16 protein-coding genes are annotated in these 15,765 nt (G+C 72.1%); 9 read left to right on the forward strand and 7 right to left on the reverse strand.

Annotated elements, in window-relative coordinates:
- Positions 1–12: 12 nt before the first annotated feature.
- From ACZ3IJ_RS08685 to ACZ3IJ_RS08695, 3 genes are all read right to left on the reverse strand, one after another.
- Positions 13–810: an enoyl-CoA hydratase/isomerase family protein gene (locus ACZ3IJ_RS08685; protein WP_467466916.1), complete on the reverse strand. Its 798-nt coding sequence runs from the start codon at positions 808–810 to the stop codon at positions 13–15.
- A gap of 47 nt (positions 811–857) precedes the next feature.
- The gene (locus ACZ3IJ_RS08690; protein WP_352190142.1) at positions 858–1,997 is read right to left on the reverse strand and encodes an adenylate/guanylate cyclase domain-containing protein; all 1,140 of its coding nucleotides are present in this window, start codon (positions 1,995–1,997) and stop codon (positions 858–860) included.
- A 280-nt stretch (positions 1,998–2,277) separates the two neighbouring features.
- Positions 2,278–3,129 carry a biotin--[acetyl-CoA-carboxylase] ligase gene (locus ACZ3IJ_RS08695; protein WP_467466917.1) on the reverse strand — a complete coding sequence of 284 codons (852 nt, stop codon included), beginning with the start codon at positions 3,127–3,129 and terminating at the stop codon, positions 2,278–2,280.
- 133 nt (positions 3,130–3,262) lie between these two features.
- Between ACZ3IJ_RS08695 and ACZ3IJ_RS08700 the strand changes: the two genes are divergently transcribed.
- Positions 3,263–4,855: an acyl-CoA carboxylase subunit beta gene (locus tag ACZ3IJ_RS08700; RefSeq protein WP_467466918.1), complete on the forward strand. Its 1,593-nt coding sequence runs from the start codon at positions 3,263–3,265 to the stop codon at positions 4,853–4,855.
- 16 nt (positions 4,856–4,871) lie between these two features.
- Positions 4,872–5,084, forward strand: a complete 213-nt coding sequence (locus tag ACZ3IJ_RS08705) for an acyl-CoA carboxylase epsilon subunit (protein ID WP_352190145.1) — start codon at positions 4,872–4,874, stop codon at positions 5,082–5,084.
- Positions 5,085–5,163: 79 nt separating this feature from the next.
- Here the strand turns inward: ACZ3IJ_RS08705 and ACZ3IJ_RS08710 are convergent, their stop codons facing one another.
- Entirely contained in the window at positions 5,164–6,480 is a 1,317-nt protein-coding gene (locus ACZ3IJ_RS08710) for an MFS transporter (protein WP_467466970.1), read from the reverse strand.
- Positions 6,481–6,600: 120 nt separating this feature from the next.
- Between ACZ3IJ_RS08710 and ACZ3IJ_RS08715 the strand changes: the two genes are divergently transcribed.
- The 3 genes from ACZ3IJ_RS08715 to ACZ3IJ_RS08725 all read left to right on the forward strand — a co-directional run bounded on the left by ACZ3IJ_RS08715 (position 6,601) and on the right by ACZ3IJ_RS08725 (position 8,143).
- Positions 6,601–7,236 carry a TetR/AcrR family transcriptional regulator gene (locus ACZ3IJ_RS08715; RefSeq protein WP_467466919.1) on the forward strand — a complete coding sequence of 212 codons (636 nt, stop codon included), beginning with the start codon at positions 6,601–6,603 and terminating at the stop codon, positions 7,234–7,236.
- A 75-nt stretch (positions 7,237–7,311) separates the two neighbouring features.
- Positions 7,312–7,440 carry a morphogenic membrane protein MmpB gene (mmpB, locus tag ACZ3IJ_RS08720; RefSeq protein ID WP_391798810.1) on the forward strand — a complete coding sequence of 43 codons (129 nt, stop codon included), beginning with the start codon at positions 7,312–7,314 and terminating at the stop codon, positions 7,438–7,440.
- 97 nt (positions 7,441–7,537) lie between these two features.
- Positions 7,538–8,143, forward strand: coding sequence for a nucleoside triphosphate pyrophosphatase (locus tag ACZ3IJ_RS08725; RefSeq protein ID WP_467466920.1), 606 nt, complete (start codon positions 7,538–7,540; stop codon positions 8,141–8,143).
- Positions 8,144–8,155: 12 nt separating this feature from the next.
- Here ACZ3IJ_RS08725 and ACZ3IJ_RS08730 read toward each other — a convergent pair whose 3' ends face one another.
- Positions 8,156–8,581, reverse strand: coding sequence for a hypothetical protein (locus tag ACZ3IJ_RS08730; protein ID WP_467466921.1), 426 nt, complete (start codon positions 8,579–8,581; stop codon positions 8,156–8,158).
- A 362-nt stretch (positions 8,582–8,943) separates the two neighbouring features.
- Between ACZ3IJ_RS08730 and ACZ3IJ_RS08735 the strand changes: the two genes are divergently transcribed.
- The gene (locus ACZ3IJ_RS08735) at positions 8,944–10,698 is read left to right on the forward strand and encodes an acetyl/propionyl/methylcrotonyl-CoA carboxylase subunit alpha (RefSeq protein ID WP_391798812.1); all 1,755 of its coding nucleotides are present in this window, start codon (positions 8,944–8,946) and stop codon (positions 10,696–10,698) included.
- A 97-nt stretch (positions 10,699–10,795) separates the two neighbouring features.
- Positions 10,796–11,350 carry a TetR/AcrR family transcriptional regulator gene (locus ACZ3IJ_RS08740; RefSeq protein ID WP_467466922.1) on the forward strand — a complete coding sequence of 185 codons (555 nt, stop codon included), beginning with the start codon at positions 10,796–10,798 and terminating at the stop codon, positions 11,348–11,350.
- Positions 11,351–11,408: 58 nt separating this feature from the next.
- Here ACZ3IJ_RS08740 and ACZ3IJ_RS08745 read toward each other — a convergent pair whose 3' ends face one another.
- Entirely contained in the window at positions 11,409–12,362 is a 954-nt protein-coding gene (locus ACZ3IJ_RS08745; RefSeq protein WP_391798814.1) for a DeoR/GlpR family DNA-binding transcription regulator, read from the reverse strand.
- Between the two features lie 166 nt (positions 12,363–12,528).
- Positions 12,529–13,968, reverse strand: a complete 1,440-nt coding sequence (locus ACZ3IJ_RS08750; protein ID WP_467466923.1) for an NAD(P)H-quinone dehydrogenase — start codon at positions 13,966–13,968, stop codon at positions 12,529–12,531.
- Between the two features lie 207 nt (positions 13,969–14,175).
- On the opposite strand from ACZ3IJ_RS08750, the gene ACZ3IJ_RS08755 reads away from it, so the two are divergent.
- Entirely contained in the window at positions 14,176–14,613 is a 438-nt protein-coding gene (locus tag ACZ3IJ_RS08755) for a gamma-glutamylcyclotransferase family protein (RefSeq protein WP_352190175.1), read from the forward strand.
- 193 nt (positions 14,614–14,806) lie between these two features.
- Positions 14,807–15,610: a purine-nucleoside phosphorylase gene (locus ACZ3IJ_RS08760; RefSeq protein WP_352190155.1), complete on the forward strand. Its 804-nt coding sequence runs from the start codon at positions 14,807–14,809 to the stop codon at positions 15,608–15,610.
- Positions 15,611–15,765: the final 155 nt, after the last annotated feature.

A 15,765-nucleotide genomic window follows, 5' to 3' on the forward strand; every position in this document is an offset into this window, starting at 1 on the left:
TCCGCGAGATTCTCAGACGCCCGGCCACTCCGGCTTCCGCTTCTCGTTGAACGCGGCCACACCCTCGGCCCGGTCCCCCGAGAAGGCCACCGCCCGCCACGCCGCGTCCTCGACCTCCATGCCGGCCTTCAGGTCCAGGCCCTGACCGAGCCGCAGCGCGCGCTTGGAGGCGCGCAGGCCGACCGGGGAGTTCGCCGCCATCCGGCCGCCGAGCTCGAGGGCCGCCGTACGGGCGTCCTCCGCCAGCACGTCGACGAGGCCCAGCTCGCGCGCCTCCGCCGCCTCCACCCGCCGCGCCGTGAAGATCAGCTCGGCCGCCCGCGCCGCGCCCACCCGGCGCGGGAGCAGCTGCGTACCGCCGCCGCCCGGGATCACGCCCACCGACACCTCCGGGAGCCCGACGACGGCCGTCGCGTCGGCCACGATCACGTCGCAGGCGAGCGCCAGCTCGTAGCCGCCGCCCAGCGCGAAGCCGTGGACCGCGGCGACCGTCGGCATCGGCAGGTCGAGCACGCCCCCGTAGGCGCCGCGCGAGACGGGGCGCTGACGGACCATGTCGGCGTCCGTGAAGGAGTTCCGCTCCTTGAGGTCGGCGCCGACGCAGAAGGCCTTGTCGTTGGAGGACGTCAGCACCGTCACCCGTACCGTGTCGTCCGCGCCGAGCGCCGCGCAGGCCGCACTGATGGAGCGCGCCATCTCCAGGGAGACCGCGTTCATCGCCTTGGGCCGGTCGAGGACCAGCTCGGCGACGTGCTCGTGCCTCCGGACCGCGACGAACTCACCAAAACGCTGCTCGGACTGCTCGGACATGACCGCACCCTCCCGGTTAACGCCTGTTAACGACTGTTCACCGGATCCTAGGTGGGGCGACGGGTCAGGTGCCAGGGCTCCACGACGCCGAGACCGCGCACGGGCCGCTGCCACATGGGCTGGAGCGCGAAGCGGTACGTCGGAGGCTGCTCGCCCTCCTTCTCGGCGCGGGCGGTCTCCTCGGCGGCCTGCGTCTCGGAGACGGGCGCGTCGCCGGTCCTGGTCAGCTCCTCGGCGAGCGCCCCGTCGACCAGGACGGTGTCCTTGGGCGCTATCGAGGTGAGCCGGCTGGCAAGGTTCACGGTCGTACCGAAGACGTCGCCCATCCGGGTCGTCACGGTGCCGAAGGCGATGCCGACGCGGAGGGCGGGCATCGTCTCGTCGTGGCTGAGCGTCTCGATCAGCCGCAGCGCGATCTCGGCGGCGGTTCCGGCGTCGTCGGCGGCGTAGAGCACCTCGTCACCGAGGGTCTTGATGAGGCGCCCGCCGTGGGCGGCGACGAGGTCGGCGCAGGTGGTCTCGAAGGCCTCGACGAGCTCGCCGAGCTCCTCCTCCTCCAGGCGGCGGGTCAGCCGGGTGAACCCGACGAGGTCGGCGAAGCCGACGGCGAGCCGGCGGTCGACCATCTCCTCGTCGTCCGCGGCCTGCACGACGCGGCCGGTGGCGGCGGCGAGCTGGCGGCGCCAGACGTAGATCAGGAACTCCTCCAGTTCGGGCAGGAGCAGCTCGACCAGGGGGTACGTGACCTCGGTACGGGTCATTCCGGGCTCGGGCGGCTCGGTGAGGCCCTCCAGGAACGAGTCGATCTGCCACTCGGCGAGCCGGGCGGTGGTCTGTCCGGTGGACCGGGCGACCTGGACGGCCATCGGCTCGCTCAGCAGTCCGGCCTCGACGAGACCGGCGAGGCGGCGCAGGGCGAGGACGTCGGCCTCGGTGAGCGCCTTGGCCTGACCGATGTCGGCGAAGCCCATGGCGCGCCAGAAGCGGGAGGCCAGCTCCATGGAGACGCCAGCGGTGCGGGCGGCCTGGAAGGGGGTGTAGCGGCGGTCCGCGCCGAGGATGAGCTGTTCGAGGCGGATCGCCAGGGGATCGTCGGTCGGCTCGGCCGTGTGGTCGACGTGGTGGTGCGGGGTCGGGTACGCCGGTGGCTCGGCCTCGCCGCCGTTGTGCGCGTCGTCGACGGTCACCGGCCGCCTCCTGCCCGTTCCCTGCCCACTGCCCTGCCGATCTGTCGCCATGGATCGCGCTCCACGATACGACAGGTGTGTGCCAGCTCACGCCCGCGGCGTACATCCGGTGCGCGCGTTCGCCCCACGGAGACGTCACCCACCCTCGGCCCCCGTTGGGGGATTCGTCCCGCCGGGAGGGGGATCCTGCCGGACGGAGTCCGGGGGAGGGTGGGTACAGGCCTTGGCCCCGCGGGTGCGGGGCCGAGGCCTGCGGGCCCCCGCGGTCCGCACCCCCGCGTCAGGGTGCCGCCCGGACATGGACGATGTCGCCCGCCGCGACCGCCTCCGTGCCGCCGCCCTCCGTCTCGACCACCAGGCGCCCGTCGCCGTCCAGGGCCACCGCCTCGCCCTCCAGCATCCGCTCGCCCGGGAGGTCGGCCCTGATGTGGCGGCCCAGGGTCGAGCAGCCCGTCGTGTACGCCGCCTGGAGCCCGGACGCCTCGGGGTCGCCGTCCGCCCGCACCCACTCCCCGTACCACTGCTCCAGCGACCGCAGGACCGCCCGCAGCAGCGTGTCCCGGTCCGTCGAGACGGCGTTCGCCAGGAGCAGGGAGCCCGCTCCGGGCACCGGCAGCTCGTCCTCCTTGAGCGTCACGTTGACGCCGATGCCGACGACGATGCCGTCCGCGCCGGCCCGCTCGGCGAGGATCCCGCCGGTCTTCCGCTCCTCGCCCCCGACCGAAACCAGCAGGTCGTTCGGCCACTTGAGGGAAAGGTCCACGCCGGCGGCCTTCGCGAGCCCGGTCGACGCGGCGACGCCGGCGAGCAGCGGGAGCCAGCCCCAGCGGTGCACCGGCACGTCCGGCTTGAACAGGACGGAGAAGAAGAGCCCGGCCCGCGGCGGGGACACCCAGTCCCGGTCGAGGCGGCCGCGCCCCGAAGTCTGCTCCTCGGCGACGAGCACCGCGCCCTCGGGCAGCTCGTCCGCGCGCGCGGCCAGGTCGGTGTTGGTGGATCCGGTCGTGGTGACGAGGTCGAGCGAGGTCCACAGACCGTCGGAGTGGACGAGCGCGCGGCGCAGCGCGGCGGCGTTGAGCGGGGGCCGGTCCAGGTCGGACCACCGGGCTCCTGAGGCATCGGAGGACGTCATGCAAGCCAGACTAGGTGTGGCAAAGACCGCAGTGCCGAACCGTATCGGCGTCGATACCCTACGGATCAGTAGCCGGGCAGTAGCCCATTCGTACCCAACGAACCCCCGTGACCAGGCAGGGAGCCGCATCCCGATGTCCGAGTCGGTAGAGCCGCAAGAAATCGACATTCACACGACCGCGGGCAAGATCGCGGATCTGCAGCGCCGTATTGACGAGGCGACCCACGCCGGCTCCGAGCGGGCGGTGGAGAAGCAGCACGCGAAGGGCAAACTGACCGCGCGCGAGCGGATCGCGCTCCTGCTCGACGAGGGCTCCTTCGTGGAGCTCGACGAGCTGGCCCGGCACCGGTCGACCAACTTCGGCCTGGAGAAGACCCGGCCGTACGGCGACGGCGTGGTCACCGGCTACGGCACCGTCGACGGGCGCCCGGTCGCCGTGTTCTCGCAGGACTTCACGGTCTTCGGCGGCGCGCTCGGCGAGGTCTTCGGCCAGAAGATCATGAAGGTGATGGACTTCGCGCTGAAGACCGGCTGCCCGGTGGTCGGGATCAACGACTCGGGCGGCGCGCGGATCCAGGAGGGCGTCATGGCCCTCGGCATGTACGGCGAGATCTTCCGCCGCAACACCCACGCCTCCGGCGTGATCCCGCAGATCAGCCTGGTCGTCGGGCCGTGCGCCGGCGGCGCGGTCTACTCCCCGGCGATCACCGACTTCACGGTCATGGTCGACCAGACCTCGCACATGTTCATCACGGGACCCGACGTCATCAAGACGGTCACCGGCGAGGACGTGGGCTTCGAGGAGCTGGGCGGTGCGCGCACGCACAACACCACGTCCGGTGTCGCGCACCACATGGCGGGCGACGAGAAGGACGCGATCGAGTACGTCAAGTCCCTGCTGTCGTACCTCCCTTCGAACAACCTGTCGGAGCCGCCGGCGTTCCCTGAGGTCGCCGACACGGAGCCCTCGGACGAGGACCGCGAACTGGACGTCCTGATCCCGGACTCCGCGAACCAGCCGTACGACATGCACACCGTCATCGAACACGTCGTCGACGAGGGCGAGTTCCTGGAGACCCAGGCCATGTTCGCGCCGAACATCCTGACCGGCTTCGGCCGCGTCGAGGGCTTCCCGGTCGGCATCGTCGCCAACCAGCCGATGCAGTTCGCCGGCTGTCTGGACATCGACGCGAGCGAGAAGGCGGCGCGCTTCGTGCGCACCTGCGACGCCTTCAACATCCCGGTCCTCACCTTCGTCGACGTGCCGGGCTTCCTGCCCGGTGTCGACCAGGAGTACGGCGGCATCATCCGCCGGGGCGCGAAGCTGATCTACGCGTACGCCGAGGCGACGGTCCCGCTGATCACCGTCATCACGCGCAAGGCGTTCGGCGGCGCGTACGACGTCATGGGCTCCAAGCACCTGGGCGCCGACCTGAACCTGGCGTGGCCCACCGCGCAGATCGCGGTCATGGGCGCGCAGGGCGCGGTGAACATCCTGCACCGCAGGACCATCGCGGCGGCCGAGGACCAGGACGCCGAGCGGGCGCGGCTGATCCAGGAGTACGAGGACACGCTGCTCAACCCGTACACGGCGGCCGAGCGCGGCTACATCGACGGGGTGATCATGCCGTCGGACACCCGCCCGCAGATCGTGAAGGGGCTGCGTCAGCTCCGCACGAAGCGGGAATCCCTGCCTCCGAAGAAGCACGGCAACATCCCCCTCTAGGCCTCTGGGAGTCGACATGATCAAGGTCGTACGAGGTAACCCGACGCCGGAGGAGCTGGCCGCCGCACTGGCGGTGGTCCAGGCCCGGGCCGCGGCGACCGCGGCGGCGTCCGCGGACGGCGGCGGCCCGGTGGCCCCGGAGGGCTGGTCGGACCCGGCCCGTATCGCCCGTTCGGTACGGCCCCGGCCCGGGCCGCGCTCATGGGCGCGGTCCTACTGGCCCGCGTAGCGAGACCTGTACGCCGAAGGCCGGACCCCTTGTGCGGGGGGTCCGGCCTTTCGCGTGCCCGCACCGCGGGGCTGGAAGGTCACGAGCGGCGCAGGAAGAGTCCGGCGAGGACCGCGCCGACGAGCACGATCGCGGCGTTGACGAGGACCGCGAGGCCGATGCCGTCGAGGACCGTGGTGGAGGTGACCACGACCGCGCTCATGATCGGCGTGCCCATGGTGATGCCGATCTGCTGGGTCATGGTGGCGAGACCGGTGGCCATGCCCTGCTCGGAGTCGGGCAGCCCCGAGGTGGCGGTGACCATGAAGCCGACGATGGCGAGCATGTTGCCGACGCCGCCCGTGAACGTGGCCGCGAGGAGCAGCCAGAGCCAGCCGCGGTCGTCGCCGAGGGCGTAGAGGGAGACCGTGGCGGCCGCCTGGAGGAGCCCGCCGGCCACGAGCGCGGCGCGGGAGCCGTACCGGCCGATGAAGCGCGACGCGAGGACTCCGCCGAGGACCGTGCCCGCGCCGAGCACACCGAACGACAGGCCGGCGGCGAGCGGCGAGAAGCCGAGGACGTCCTGGAGGTAGAGCGTCATCAGGAAGACCAGCGAGGTCTCGGCGACGAAGGCGACGAGCCCGGCGAGGTTGCCCCAGACGACGGTGCGGCGGGTGAGGATCCGTACGGGGACGAGGGGCGAGGCGGCTCGTCGCTCCACGAACCAGAAGGCGACGAGGAGGGCGACGCCGACGGGGAGCGCCAGGGGCTCGGTCGTGAGGCCGTAGACGAGGGCCAGCAGACCGCCGGTGACCGTGATCGCGCCGGGGACGTCCAGGCGGGGGCGGACCTCGGGACGGCTCTCCTTGAGCACGGCGGGGGCGACGAGGAGGACGGCGAGGGCGACGGGCACGTTGATGAAGAACGCCCAGCGCCAGGAGAGCAGATCGGTCAGGACGCCGCCGAGGATCGCCCCGGTGGTGAAGCCGGCCGACATCAGCGCGCCGTTGAGCCCGAGCGCCTTGGCCCGCAGGGGACCCTCCGGGAACGAGGAGGTCAGCAGCGAGAGCCCGGCGGGGGTGACGGCGGCGGTGGCGAGGCCCTGCGCGACGCGGGCGGCCATCAGGACGGCCGGGTCGGTGGCGAGGCCGCCCGCGAGCGAGGAGAGCCCGAGGAGCGCCATCCCCGCGAGGAAGAGGCGGCGGCGGCCCACGAGGTCCGCGACGCGCCCGAGGAGAAGGGTGAATCCGGCCGCGGCGAGGGCGAAGGCGGTGGCGATCCACTGGAGCCCGGCCAGGGAGAAGCCGAGTCCTTCGCCCATGACGGGCAGGGCGACGTTCAGGATCGAGAAGTCGACGGCCAGCATGAACTGGGCGACGAGGAGGACGAGGAGGACGAGCCGCATCCGTCCGTCCATACGGGTGACGGGCGGGGTGTCGGCCTGAGGCCGGACATCGGTGGCAACCACGAGCGGACCCCTTAATGGGCTTCTGGTTCCGTTAGGATGTCCCGAACCGTAGCAGACTCGAAGGCGTTAATGGAACAGGAGACCCGTTTGAGTGAGAGCCAGCCGGCTGTGCCCGGCACCGTGCGCCCCGGGGGCCGTACCGCGAAGGTGCGCCGGGCCGTCCTCGAAGCGACCGAGGACGCCCTGGCCGCCACGGGCTTCCACGGGCTGAACATGGACCACGTAGCCGCGAGCGCGGGCGTCGGCAAGACGACCGTCTACCGGCGCTGGGGCTCCCCCGTCGGCCTCGTCGCCGACCTGCTGCGCGACATGGCGGAGCAGTCCCTGCCGGCCTCCGACACCGGAAGCCTGGCCGGGGACCTGCGGGCCAACGCCGCGCTCGTCACCAGGACGCTCACCGACCCCCGGATGGGCGGCGTCTTCCGCGCGGTCATCGCGGCCGCCGCCTGTGACGAGGAGTGCGCCGAGGCGCTGCAGGGCTTCTACCGCGCGCGGCTCGAGGAGTGGGCGCCGGTGGTCAAGCGGGGCGCGTCGCGCGGCGAGGTCCCGCCGGAGACGGACGCGCTGGAGCTGCTGCGCGCGGTCTCGGCGCCGCTCTACTACCGCTTCATGATCAGCCGCGAGCCACTCGGCCCGGAAGACGCCGAGCGGGCGGTCCTGGCGGCGCTGACGGCGGCGCACGCGGGGGTGTTCACCACCACGTGACTAGTTCGTCGGCACGGGTTCGCCTGAGTACGGGTACTCAGGCGGCCCGGCCCTCGCGCGAGCAGGATCGGAGACATGCTGTGGTCCGACCCGGAGAACGAGCCGCCCGAGGAGATGCGCGACATGCAGGCGATGCTGCGCCGCGCGTCGATCCTGCTGGCCCTGGCGATGGTGGTGGCGATGTTCGTGGTCAACGTCCACTGACGACCGGTCACGGGCCGTGCGGGGCCGACGGGGGCCGGTCGAGGGCGACGGGGGCCGCCGGGCGTCGCGAGGCGCCCGTACTGGCTACGCTTCGCCCATGACTGCTGATCGCCGCCGTGTCGTGCTCGCCTCCGCCTCCCCCGCCCGGCTCGGGCTGCTGCGGCAGGCCGGACTCGCTCCCGAGGTCATCGTGAGCGGCGTCGACGAGGACAAGGTGCAGGCCCCGACGCCCGCCGAACTCGCCCTCGCGCTCGCCGAGGCCAAGGCCGCCCACGTGGCCGCCCGCCCCGAGGTCTTCGGCGCGCTCGTCATCGGCTGCGACTCGGTCCTGGAGCTGGACGGCAAGGCCCTCGGCAAGCCCGCCGACGCCGAGGAGGCCACCGCCCGCTGGAAGGCCATGCGCGGCCGCGTGGGCATCCTCCAGACGGGTCACTGCGTGTACGACACGGCCGCCAAGCGCTACGAGTCGGCGACCGCCTCCACCGTGGTCCGCTTCGGCGAGCCCACCGACGCCGAGGTCGCCGCGTACGTGGCGAGCGGCGAACCGCTGCACGTGGCGGGCGCGTTCACCCTGGACGGCCGCTCGGCGCCGTTCATCGACGGCATCGACGGCGACCCGGGCAACGTGATCGGCCTGTCCCTGCCCCTGCTGCGGCGGCTGCTCGGCAAGCTAGGGGTCTCCATCACCGACCTCTGGCACTGAGCGCCGAGGGCGCTACGCGGGCGCCGGCTCCCCCTCGGGGGCGTCGACGCCCTTCCCGTACGCGACCAGGGTCAGCACGACCAGGCCGAGCACCACGGTCATGAACGCGAAGGCGCCCCAGCCGATCAGACCGACCGTCACCGCGCCGAGCAGCCCGTGCACCACGGCGCAGCCGACGAGCAGGGCCCGGCCGGCGCGCCCGGGGCGCCTGTCGCGGACGCCGGCGAGCAGCGCGACGGTGGCGCAGAGGGCGAGCAGCACGCCCGAAGCGATCCCGAGCACCCAGGTGCCGGTGACCATCGCGTCCGGGTCGAGGCCGTCGAGGGACATCGACTGCGCCTCGACGAACCGTGCCATGACGGCGTTGAGCGCGACGATGCCCGGCGCCTCCAGGAACAGCACCCCCGCCGTCACGAGCGCTATCGGTCTGCGGGCCATTCCGGCCACCCCCTGTATACGGCTGTTACCGACAGTACGTACGACTGCGCGAAGGCTACTGCCGGGTAAACCCGTGGACAAGGGCCGGCGACCGACGAAGCCGCGGCAAAGAATCGTTGGGCCATTCGTAGGGACTCCACAAAGAATCCGTATCAGCGACTGATCGCTTGAACAGAGACCTGCGCCACACAGGGGAGCTACTGTGCCGTAGAGGAACCCTGCGTACCGTGGTGCGACAAGGGATTTCACGAGCCCGAACGCCTCGTATCACGCTCCGTGTGGGCAAGCTCACCACTGGGGACGGGTCGAAAAGACGTGTCGGCAGTCCCTAAACTCAGCTTGTTTTCAAGGAGGGAGCCATCGTGCGCAAGGTGCTCATCGCCAACCGTGGCGAAATCGCTGTCCGCGTCGCCCGGGCGTGCCGGGACGCGGGGATCGCGAGCGTAGCCGTCTACGCCGAGCCGGACCGGGACGCGCTGCACGTCCGCGCGGCCGACGAGGCGTTCGCCCTGGGCGGTGACACCCCGGCCGCCAGCTATCTGGACATGGCCAAGGTGCTCCAGGCCGCGAAGGACTCCGGCGCGGACGCGATCCACCCCGGGTACGGCTTCCTCTCCGAGAACGCCGAATTCGCCCAGGCCGTCCTCGACGCCGGCCTGACCTGGATCGGTCCGCCGCCGCAGGCGATCCGCGACCTCGGCGACAAGGTCGCCGCCCGCCACATCGCGCAGCGCGCCGGTGCGCCCCTGGTCGCCGGCACCCCCGACCCGGTCTCCGGGGCGGACGAGGTCGTCGCCTTCGCCGAGGAGCACGGACTCCCGATCGCGATCAAGGCCGCGTTCGGCGGTGGCGGCCGCGGTCTGAAGGTGGCCCGCACCCTCGAAGAGGTCCCCGAGCTGTACGACTCCGCCGTGCGCGAGGCCGTCGCCGCGTTCGGCCGCGGCGAGTGCTTCGTCGAGCGCTACCTCGACAAGCCCCGCCACGTCGAGACCCAGTGCCTGGCCGACTCCCACGGCAACGTGGTCGTCGTCTCCACCCGTGACTGCTCGCTCCAGCGCCGCCACCAGAAGCTGGTCGAGGAGGCGCCCGCGCCGTTCCTCTCCGAGGAGCAGAACGCCCAGCTCTACAAGGCGTCGAAGGCGATCCTGAAGGAGGCCGGCTACGTCGGCGCCGGCACGGTCGAGTTCCTCGTCGGCCTCGACGGGACGATCTCCTTCCTTGAGGTCAACACCCGTCTCCAGGTCGAGCACCCGGTCACCGAAGAGGTCACCGGCATCGACCTCGTGCGCGAGATGTTCCGCATCGCCGACGGCGAGGAGCTGGGCTACGACGACCCGGCCATAAGGGGTCACTCCTTCGAGTTCCGTATCAACGGCGAGGACCCGGGCCGCAACTTCCTCCCCGCGCCCGGCACGGTCACCACCTTCAACCCGCCGACCGGCCCCGGTGTCCGCCTGGACGCCGGCGTCGAGTCCGGCTCGGTCATCGGCCCCGCCTGGGACTCGCTCCTGGCCAAGCTGATCGTCACCGGCGCCACCCGCGAGCAGGCGCTCCAGCGCGCCGCCCGCGCGCTCGCGGAGTTCAAGGTCGACGGCATGGCCACCGCCATCCCGTTCCACCAGGCCGTCGTGGTCGACCCGGCGTTCACCGCGGACCCCTTCCGGGTCCACACCCGGTGGATCGAGACCGAGTTCGACAACCAGATCAAGCCCTTCGCGCCGGCCGGTGCCGACGCGGAGGAGGACGAGTCCGGCCGCGAGACCATCGTCGTCGAGGTCGGCGGCAAGCGACTGGAGGTCTCCCTCCCGTCCTCGCTCGGCATGTCCCTGGCCCGTACGGGCCTGGCCGCCGGCGCCAAGCCGAAGCGCCGTGCCGCGAAGAAGTCCGGCCCGACGGCCTCCGGCGACACCCTCGCCTCCCCGATGCAGGGCACCATCGTGAAGGTGGCGGTCGAGGAGGGCCAGGAGGTCAAGGAGGGCGATCTGATCGTCGTCCTGGAGGCCATGAAGATGGAGCAGCCGCTCAACGCGCACCGCTCCGGCACGATCAAGGGCCTGTCGGCCGAGGTCGGTGCCTCGGTGACGTCCGGCGCGCCGATCTGCGAGATCAAGGACTGATCACCGCACCGGTGACGGAGCCTGGACACAGGTACGGTACGGAGGGCTCGCGGGCACACAGCCTGCGGGCCCTTCGCCCGTATTCGGAGGGAGGACCATGCGTGCCGACGCGCGCCGCAACCACGAGCGGCTGCTGACCGAGGCCCGCGCCGTCTTCGCCGAGCACGGCACGGACGCCTCGCTGGAGGACGTCGCCCGCCGTGCGGGGGTCGGTATCGGGACGCTCTACCGGCACTTCCCCACGCGCGAGGCGCTGATCAACTCCGTGTTCCAGGAGGCCCTGGCGGCGCTGCTCCAGCGGGGCCGGGAGCTGGCGGAGGCCGAGGAACCCTGCCCGGCGCTCGTGGAGTGGCTGCGCTCCCTGATCACTCATGCGGGTGAGTACCGCGGGCTCTCCCGGGCGCTGTTGACGGCCATGTCGGGCTCGCGGGAAGCGCGCTCGGCGCTCGCGCAGTGCGGCGTACCGCTGCGGGCGGCGGGCGAGACCCTGCTGTCACGGGCCCAGGACGCCGGCACGGTACGGGACGACGTGTCGATCGGCGATCTGATGCAGCTCACCAATGCGATCGCCCTGGCCGCCGAGGAGTCCCCGGAGGACGAGGAGTTGGCCGACCGTCTGCTCGCCCTGACCCTGCGGGGCCTGAAGCGCTGAGCCGGAGGGCGGGCCCTCCCACCCGGGCCCCCTGGGGGAGGGGCCACCGGATCGCGTCTCAGCGCCTGCGCATGTCGGCCACCCGCGCCGCGCGCTCGGGAGCCAGCACCTCACTCGTCAACGCCCCGCCCGCGCTGCGCAGTTGGGCGCCCGGGTGGCGGCCCCGCTGCCCCGGGAGGGGGACGTCGCGGCGGGGGCGTCCGGGCGGGGGGACCGCGTCACCGGCCACCCCGGTGCCCGCCACGGCGATCTGGACGCCCTGGTCGGCCAGCGCCTGGAGCTCCGTCGCGGCCCGGTCGTCGTGCGCCGGGGGCTCGTCGGTGACCAGCCGGGTGATCACGTCCGTCGGCACCGTCTGGAACATGGTGTCGGTGCCGAGCTTGGTGTGATCGGCCAGGACCACGACCTCCGCGGCCGCCTGCACCAGTGCCCGGTCCACGCTCGCGGAGAGCATGTTGGACGTGGACAGACCGCGCTCGGCCGTCAGACCGCTGCCGGAGAGGAAGGCCCGGGAGACCCGCAGCCCCTGGAGGGACTGCTCGGCCCCGCTGCCCACCAGCGCGTAGTTGGAGCCACGCAGCGTGCCGCCGGTCATGACGACCTCGACCCGGTTGGCATGGGCCAGCGCCTGGGCGACGAGCAGGGAGTTGGTGACCACGGTGAGGCCGGGCACGCGCGCGAGCCGGCGCGCCAGCTCCTGCGTGGTGGTCCCGGCGCCGACGACGATGGCCTCGCCCTCTTCGACGAGGCTCGCGGCGACGTCGGCGATGGCCGTCTTCTCCGCGGTCGCGAGATGGGATTTCTGCGGGAAGCCGGACTCTCGCGTGAATCCGCCCGGCAGTACCGCACCGCCGTGCCGGCGGTCGAGGAGTCCTTCTGCCTCAAGGGCCCGCACGTCTCGCCGTACGGTCACTTCTGAGGTCTGGACGACGCGGGCGAGCTCCCGGAGCGACACGGCTCCGTTGGCGCGCACCATTTCGAGGATCAACTGACGACGTTCTGCAGCGAACACGAAACTGACAGTAACCTGACCGGCCGGAACTTTTCAGCACTATGCGCCGAATTGCAGAAGATGCGCACAGACGGGGCCTCCAAGTGGTATGGGAGGCCCCGTCGTTGATCGTTCTATGCCCCGCCTTGCCGGGGGTTGTCCAGATCGCCCCAGGCGGGAGGGCTGATCAGCCCTCGCCCGTCGCCTTTCGGGTGTGCAACTGCCGTGCCACTTCCGCGATCGAGCCCGACAGGGAGGGGTACACCGTGAAAGCGTTTGCGATCTGTTCGACCGTCAGATTGTTGTCGACCGCGATCGAGATGGGATGGATCAGCTCGCTCGCCCGGGGGGCGACGACACAGCCGCCGACCACGATCCCGGTACCCGGACGGCAGAAGAGCTTGACGAAGCCGTCCCGGATGCCCTGCATCTTCGCGCGAGGGTTGCGCAGCAGCGGCAGCTTCACGACCCGGGCGTCGATCTTGCCCGCGTCCACGTCGGCCTGCGTGTAACCGACGGTGGCGATCTCCGGGTCGGTGAACACGTTCGAGGAGACCGTCTTCAGGTTCAGCGGGGCCACCGCGTCGCCGAGGAAGTGGTACATCGCGATCCGGCCCTGCATCGCCGCCACCGAGGCGAGGGCGAAGACGCCGGTGACGTCACCGGCCGCGTACACACCGGGGGCCGAGGTGCGGGAGACCTTGTCGGTCCAGATGTGCCCGGAGTCCTTCAGCCGGACCCCCGCCTCCTCCAGTCCCATTCCGGCCGAGTTCGGGATGGCGCCGACGGCCATCAGGCAGTGGGTGCCGGAGATGACCCGGCCGTCGGAGAGGGTGACCTCGACCCGGTCGCCGACCCGCTTGGCGGACTCGGCGCGCGAGCGGGCCATGACGTTCATGCCGCGGCGGCGGAAGACGTCCTCGAGGACGGCGGCGGCGTCCGGGTCCTCGCCGGGCAGCACGCGGTCACGGGAGGAGACCAGGGTGACGCGCGACCCCAGCGCCTGGTAGGCGCCGGCGAACTCGGCGCCGGTGACACCGGAGCCGACCACGATGAGCTCCTCGGGGAGCTCCTTGAGGTCGTAGACCTGGGTCCAGTTGAGGATCCGCTCGCCGTCGGGCTGGGCGTCGGGCAGCTCGCGCGGGTGGCCGCCGGTCGCGATCAGCACGGCGTCGGCGGTCAGCGTCTCCTCGGCGCCGTCGGCGGCGGTGACGATCACCTGGCGCGAGCCGTCCGTCGCCTGACGGCCGGAGAGCCGGCCGCGACCGCGCAGCACCCGGGCGCCGGCCCGGGTGACGGAGGCGGTGATGTCGTGGGACTGGGCGAGCGCGAGGCGCTTCACCCGGCGGTTGACCTTGCCGAGGTCGACGCCCACGACCCGGGCGGCCTGCTCCACGTGGGGGGTGTCGTCGGCGACGATGATGCCCAGCTCCTCGTAGGAGGAGTCGAAGGTGGTCATCACCTCGGCCGTGGCGATGAGCGTCTTGGAAGGGACGCAGTCGGTCAGGACGGACGCGCCGCCCAGGCCGTCGCAGTCGACGACGGTCACCTCCGCGCCGAGTTGGGCGCCCACCAGGGCAGCCTCGTATCCGCCGGGTCCGCCGCCGATGATCACGATCCGGGTCACTGGGATCTACGCCTCGCGCTCTCGTTCTGCCGGGGGGTCCCCCCGCTGGGCTGCAGTGCGTACGCCATTGTCCCGCACGCTTCAAGTGCGTACCCCATTGTCCCGTACGCCGGCGGTGGTCTCTCCCCGGGGCTCCGTACGGCCGCCGCCGCTGCCCCGGTCGCCGACTTCCACGGACACCCGCTCCCCTCCCGTACCCTCGACCCCATGTCGCTCTACGCCGCGTACGCCGGCAACCTCGACGCGCGGCTCATGACCCGCCGCGCCCCGCACTCCCCGCTGCGCGGCACCGGCTGGCTGAACGGCTGGCGGCTCACCTTCGGCGGCGAGCAGATGGGCTGGGAGGGGGCGCTGGCCACGATCGTCGAGGCCCCGCGGTCCCAGGTCTTCGTCGCGCTGTACGACATCGCCCCGATGGACGAGGAGTCGATGGACCGCTGGGAGGGCGTCGGCCTCGACATCTACCGGCGGATGCGGGTGCGCGTGCACACCCTGGACGGCGACGAGTCCGCCTGGGTCTACGTCCTGAACGCCTACGAGGGCGGACTGCCCTCGGCCCGCTACCTGGGCGAGGTCGCCGACGCGGCGGAGTCCGCGGGCGCCCCCCACGACTACGTGATGGAGCTGCGCAAGCGTCCGTGCTGACGCGCCTCCGACGCGCCCGGACGGACCACGGAACCCGGAACCGGGCCGCCGTTTGTCGGAAACGACAAGACAACGATCGCATGTCCGTCCGCACTGTCATCTACGCGCGTAGGAATTCTCGGGCTACGCTTCTGCGGGTACGAAATCCGTCCGGGGCTCCCCTCGGACCCCCCTCCCCGAGGCGAGAGAGTCAGTGAACGCAACTGCCACCCCGTACGAGGCCGCCGAGGCCGCAGCCACGCGACTTCGCGAGCTGACCGGAATCGAGAACCACGACGTGGCGCTCGTCATGGGCTCCGGCTGGGCGCCGGCCGTCGACGCGCTCGGCGCTCCGGAGGCCGAGTTCCCCGTCACCGAGCTGCCCGGCTTCCCGCCGCCGGCCGTCGAGGGACACGGCGGCAAGGTCCGCTCGTACAAGATCGGCGCCAAGCACGTGCTGGTCTTCCTGGGCCGCACCCACTTCTACGAGGGCCGGGGCGTCGCCTCCGTCGCCCACGGGGTGCGCACCGCCGTCGCCGCCGGCTGCAAGACCGTCGTCCTGACGAACGGCTGCGGCGGTCTGCGCGAGGGCATGCGCCCCGGCCAGCCGGTCCTGATCAGCGACCACATCAACCTGACGGCCGCCTCGCCGATCGTCGGCGCGAACTTCGTGGACCTCACCGACCTGTACTCGCCGCGGCTGCGCGCCCTGTGCAAGGAGGTCGACGAGACCCTCGAAGAGGGCGTCTACGTGCAGTTCCCCGGGCCGCACTACGAGACCCCGGCCGAGATCAACATGGTCCGCGTCATGGGCGGCGACCTGGTCGGCATGTCCACCGTCCTGGAGGCCATCGCGGCCCGCGAGGCGGGCGCCGAGGTCCTGGGCATCTCCCTCGTCACCAATCTGGCGGCGGGCCTCTCGGGTGAGCCGCTGAACCACGAAGAGGTCCTCCAGGCGGGCCGCGACTCGGCCGCCCGCATGGGCGAGCTCCTGACCCGGGTCCTCGACCGCATCTGACGACCCGACCCGGCCCGTCCGGCGCTTGAGGACACGGCCGCAGGCCGTACGGGGGTCCGGGGGCCCGCCCCCCGTTCGGGAAGGGGCGGGGTGGGGAAGGGCTCCGCCCAGCGGCCCGTCCCCCCCCCCCCCCCCCCCCCCCCCCGGGCCCCGCC

Source organism: Streptomyces sp. NPDC013317 (assembly GCF_055563155.1).

What these genes read in the sequence shown, in the direction of transcription:
- ACZ3IJ_RS08685 (WP_467466916.1), bottom strand. Translation starts at nt 810, where the DNA reads ATGTCCGAGCAGTCCGAGCAGCGTTTTGGTGAGTTCGTCGCGGTCCGG.
- ACZ3IJ_RS08695 (WP_467466917.1), bottom strand. Translation starts at nt 3,129, where the DNA reads ATGACGTCCTCCGATGCCTCAGGAGCCCGGTGGTCCGACCTGGACCGG.
- ACZ3IJ_RS08700 (WP_467466918.1), top strand. Translation starts at nt 3,263, where the DNA reads ATGTCCGAGTCGGTAGAGCCGCAAGAAATCGACATTCACACGACCGCG.
- ACZ3IJ_RS08705 (WP_352190145.1), top strand. Translation starts at nt 4,872, where the DNA reads ATGATCAAGGTCGTACGAGGTAACCCGACGCCGGAGGAGCTGGCCGCC.
- ACZ3IJ_RS08710 (WP_467466970.1), bottom strand. Translation starts at nt 6,480, where the DNA reads ATGGACGGACGGATGCGGCTCGTCCTCCTCGTCCTCCTCGTCGCCCAG.
- ACZ3IJ_RS08715 (WP_467466919.1), top strand. Translation starts at nt 6,601, where the DNA reads ATGGAACAGGAGACCCGTTTGAGTGAGAGCCAGCCGGCTGTGCCCGGC.
- mmpB (WP_391798810.1), top strand. Translation starts at nt 7,312, where the DNA reads ATGCTGTGGTCCGACCCGGAGAACGAGCCGCCCGAGGAGATGCGCGAC.
- ACZ3IJ_RS08725 (WP_467466920.1), top strand. Translation starts at nt 7,538, where the DNA reads ATGACTGCTGATCGCCGCCGTGTCGTGCTCGCCTCCGCCTCCCCCGCC.
- ACZ3IJ_RS08730 (WP_467466921.1), bottom strand. Translation starts at nt 8,581, where the DNA reads ATGGCCCGCAGACCGATAGCGCTCGTGACGGCGGGGGTGCTGTTCCTG.
- ACZ3IJ_RS08740 (WP_467466922.1), top strand. Translation starts at nt 10,796, where the DNA reads ATGCGTGCCGACGCGCGCCGCAACCACGAGCGGCTGCTGACCGAGGCC.
- ACZ3IJ_RS08755 (WP_352190175.1), top strand. Translation starts at nt 14,176, where the DNA reads ATGTCGCTCTACGCCGCGTACGCCGGCAACCTCGACGCGCGGCTCATG.